Origin of the sequence: Ruminococcus sp. (assembly GCF_017650195.1) — a bacterium.
In the GTDB taxonomy this organism is placed as follows: Bacteria; Bacillota; Clostridia; order Oscillospirales; family Ruminococcaceae; genus Ruminococcus.
Map to the genome: position 1 here is coordinate 1 of NZ_JAGCFH010000081.1, position 3,815 is coordinate 3,815.

At 42.7% G+C, this 3,815-nt stretch carries 5 protein-coding genes; 2 read left to right on the top strand and 3 right to left on the bottom strand.

What is annotated here, in order from left to right; translation table 11 throughout:
- The coding region (locus J6U00_RS03270; RefSeq protein WP_296578811.1) for a hypothetical protein at positions 1-456 on the bottom strand (456 nt) is incomplete at its 3' end.
- Between the two features lie 33 nt (positions 457-489).
- Entirely contained in the window at positions 490-717 is a 228-nt protein-coding gene (locus J6U00_RS03275; protein WP_296578800.1) for a hypothetical protein, read from the bottom strand.
- Between the two features lie 135 nt (positions 718-852).
- Between J6U00_RS03275 and J6U00_RS03280 the strand changes: the two genes are divergently transcribed.
- On the top strand, positions 853-1,149 hold the full coding sequence (locus tag J6U00_RS03280; RefSeq protein WP_296578803.1) for a PF20097 family protein: 297 nt from the start codon (positions 853-855) through the stop codon (positions 1,147-1,149).
- A 138-nt stretch (positions 1,150-1,287) separates the two neighbouring features.
- Positions 1,288-2,298 (top strand): hypothetical protein, encoded by a 1,011-nt coding sequence (locus tag J6U00_RS03285; RefSeq protein WP_296578806.1) that lies wholly within the window; start codon positions 1,288-1,290, stop codon positions 2,296-2,298.
- Positions 2,299-2,417: 119 nt separating this feature from the next.
- On the opposite strand, the gene J6U00_RS03290 is transcribed toward J6U00_RS03285, so the two are convergent.
- Positions 2,418-3,815, bottom strand: a 1,398-nt coding sequence (locus tag J6U00_RS03290) for a Zn-dependent hydrolase (protein WP_296578809.1), incomplete at its 5' end; no start/stop codon positions are given.

Consider the following 3,815-nt stretch of genomic DNA (forward strand, 5'->3'; position numbering starts at 1 on the left):
GAAGACGCGGAATATTTCCGGTTCGCTTCCGATGTTTTCCTTTATTCTTGATAGTGTTCTTTTCCCGACTCTTCTGTCGAGTATTGCGAATATACGAACCAGAAGGTTTTTGCTTGCAAGGCTTTTTTCAATGCTCTGATTATCAAATTCATAGAATGCCTGATAGAAACAGCGCTGATCGAATTGACTGTATTTCAGGGCAGTGTTATCCATAAACGGAAACTCATAATGCAGTCTTTTTTCAAGAGTTTCATCATCCGGCAATAATGAAGCCTTGCTCCATTGTTCACAATAGCTGCCTGCGATTATCTGCTGTCCGTCCAACAGAATAGCCGCTCTCCCTTCGTGATCAGGGCACTTGCTGTATGAAGTAGCGAAATACTGTATATGATTTTTCAAAGAATCGGCAAGATAGTCATTTTCCAGTTTGTGCCTGATCTTAGACCATGTATGTATCATTGTATCACCTTACTTCTGATAGTACCTAATTTATTCTTCCAAGAATTTCTCTATAACGACCATAATCTCTTCAAGACGCTTACCACCGATACCTTTGATTTTTCTCAGTTCTGTCTCAAGAGCCGGAAGATCTATTGTTTTGCCCTGTTCACCGAGCAGCTCATCTCCGTACTGGAGAATGAACTTTGTAAGCTCCACGCGGTTCATTTTCTTGATTTTTCGATAAGTGTCCCTGTCGATAATCTCTTGATTTCCCATATATAGCTCCTTTTCGTTTCTTATCACCTATTATAGCACATCGCCGCTATAATGTAAATACGTGAAACAGAAATGCTCAATTAGCGGTATTCTATATATGTAACCTTGACTTTGGGCTACTGTGCAGTGTATAATATGGATAGTAAGCAGGTTGCTACGATAATCAAAGTTTATGGGGGTAGATTAGCAATGACGTGTCCATATTGCAATAATGAGATGGAACAGGGAATCATCCAGAGTCCTCATGAGTTGTCCTGGAAAAGAGGAACCAAAAGACCAGTACTGGGGAGGGCGGAATTTCACGAAGGATCGGTTGTCCTTTCCAAACTATCATTTATGAAAGGCTCTGCTGTAGTGGCATACCTATGCCGGGAATGTAAAAAAGTGATTATTGATTATTCCGATGAGAAAGCCGACTTAAATCAACGATAAATTCTGATTTCCCGTAGGAACACTTTTTAGAAATGGGGTTTCTCATATAGTTTTTCCTCAGAAACCTGCGGAAAATACAGAATGTGAGGGACAAAACATTTTTATTTCATCAATTACTGATATAAACAGGAGAAAAACATGGCTTCAACTGAAATACACGATATTACAGATTATAATTATTCCGGCAGCAAATTGAAATATTTTTGTCACAACTGGATTTCCGGATACTTTCCGGAGCCGGAACGCGAACGAACCGGATTTTGTATGTTCAGCTTAACGTTTCAGTGCAAGTATCAGAGCAAGCATGTGCAGCCGGTTTTCGAGAATCCCACACCGAACAAACCAGCCATTCTGGAGGAACTGACCGCTGAACAGTGCGAGGACGGCGTCGCAGTCACGCTGACTGTGAACGGAACGACATTTTCTTTTGTCTGCGATGTGATCAACAGCAGTCTGAAGCGCTATGAGGGCAAATCTTACCGGAATATTTACGATGAAAGCATTGTGCCGGAAATTTCCGAGGAATGGTTCGAGAGCGAGGACAGCGTCACACTGGCTGATGACCTGATAATGGTGCGCCGACACTATTGTCGGAAATGGTTCAATGCGGAGGGCAAAATGACTGGTGCGCACACTTACGGCAAGTATCGCCTACTCAAAAACGGTGCAGAGGTCTGCTCATGGGTGAATGTGGACGATCAGGCGATGCCGAACGGTGCGCTGATTCAGCACAGCAACGGGCGCCGATATATTGGCTTCCATGTCGATCTCTACGGCATTAGCTATGTGGATCCCGACAGCGGCGAAGTGTATCATTATGTGCCGGAGGGCTATTCCCACGATTATCGCATAGAGTGCGGCGAGTCGTTCATCATTACAAATGTGCATTATGATGCGGCAAGCGATCTGGTCGCATACGGCGGCTGCTACTGGGCCGGGCCCGATGAGGTGTTTGCCGGTGATCTTCGCGATCCGCTGCATTACGACCCGCATCTTGTGCGGCTGGCGGATATTGTGGAGGAAATGATCGGCGAGGAAGATGAGGTCGATGATATTAACTTTGTGCGCTGGGAGCCGGATGCGTTGATCGTGAAGATGAACAAGCAGGAATATGTGATACCGAAAAGAAAATTGAGAAGTCCTTTCTAGTAATTGTGTGGTTAAATGTGTTTATATGAATAAAATAATAAGGCTCTCACAGTTTCGGCTGTGAGAGCTTTTTTGTTTCAGATTAATTAGTTCGTTCATCAAATCCTCGTCTCAGATAACTATATCTCAGTTGGAGCGATGGTATATGACTTCATGCCGCCATGTCCGCCGAATATCTGCCATTTCCCTATACCGAGACGTTGAAACAGTGCTGTTCTCTCGGCAGTGCAAAGCTCCTTGTCGGTATCTACTGACGTCATAAGTATTGGTGCATATCGGTTGTACTGTGCCTGCTGAGCGGTCATTTCTTTCATATTTATGAAAATATCACCTGTAAAAGCGAGATGGTGATCGTAGTCAATAAGAACAGATTCTCCGGCAAGATGTCCGCCTTTACCCTCAAACAGCTCAAAATGCAGTTCTCCGAAATCAATGAAACCGGTCTGTTCTATAAGCTGACTTATTTCTTTTTCATCTCCTACAACGCTCAGTTTTTCAGCTGACACAGCAGTATATGAAGTAAGGACTTTGCAAATTCGTACATACGGCTTGTGCAGTGGATTCATCTCACGGAATCCGTCCTCGTTGTTACTTTCAAGCCGGAGACACTCCGCTGTTTTAGCACTTGCATATACAGTATCGAAAATTGGAAGCAGTCCGCAGTGGTCAACATCCGCATGAGTTATAAAGCATTTCTTTTCAATTCTTTCAAATTCAGGGATCATGTTTCTGAAAATTGATAGCATTTCCTCTTTATAACAAGCGTAGCCCGTATCAATGAAGAGGTATTCGTCACCGCTTTTTATAATAGCCGTATTGCTGCCGCACGGAGGCTCGATAAGGGTTATTACTGTATTATCGGTAATATTATGATGAGTTATCCTTGGTGAGAATTTCCTGCCCCTTGAAGTTGCAAGTAACTCTGCAAAACGGCTTATACTGTCAAAAGTCCGGTAAGGAGATACGCCAGTATCGTCCAGTATCTGCATAGCAAGATTTGTATTGACTATAAGTTCGTTTTTTGCTTCGGAGGATATATCCATAGCAGCCGAAAGTTCATTAACGAATGTGCTGTAAAAGAAGCTGTTGTCAAATATCTTTTCAGCATGATTATATTCGATAACCCTGACACTGCAAAGCTTTTTCGCTTCTTCTGTGAAAGCATTTATTTTATCCGGATTATCAACTATAAGCCCCATTTTGAAAAGCTGGTATTCTGTACCGTTTTCCTGTGAGCTTATGTATGATATATTGAAATTGTGTGCGCTTATAAGTTCAAGTATTGAAGTAACACTTCCGGGTTCATCTTTAAGACGGAATTCAAGAAGTACAACACTACGGTTATCGTCGTTGCATTGAAGATAGCCGATATCAGTAAGTTCGTCCGTTGCTTTGGCAAGCTGCTGAGGTGTTCCCTCTGCATCAATAAACAGCATATGGGAATCCACAGCTTTGTTATAGCTTACTCTCGTGATATTTATACCGAGTGAGGCAAAACATTTGCTTGCCTTTAGAAA

Excerpts from the sequence above, each read along its gene's own strand:
- J6U00_RS03280 (WP_296578803.1), top strand. The coding sequence starts at position 853 with ATGGATAGTAAGCAGGTTGCTACGATAATCAAAGTTTATGGGGGTAGA.
- J6U00_RS03275 (WP_296578800.1), bottom strand. The coding sequence starts at position 717 with ATGGGAAATCAAGAGATTATCGACAGGGACACTTATCGAAAAATCAAG.
- J6U00_RS03285 (WP_296578806.1), top strand. The coding sequence starts at position 1,288 with ATGGCTTCAACTGAAATACACGATATTACAGATTATAATTATTCCGGC.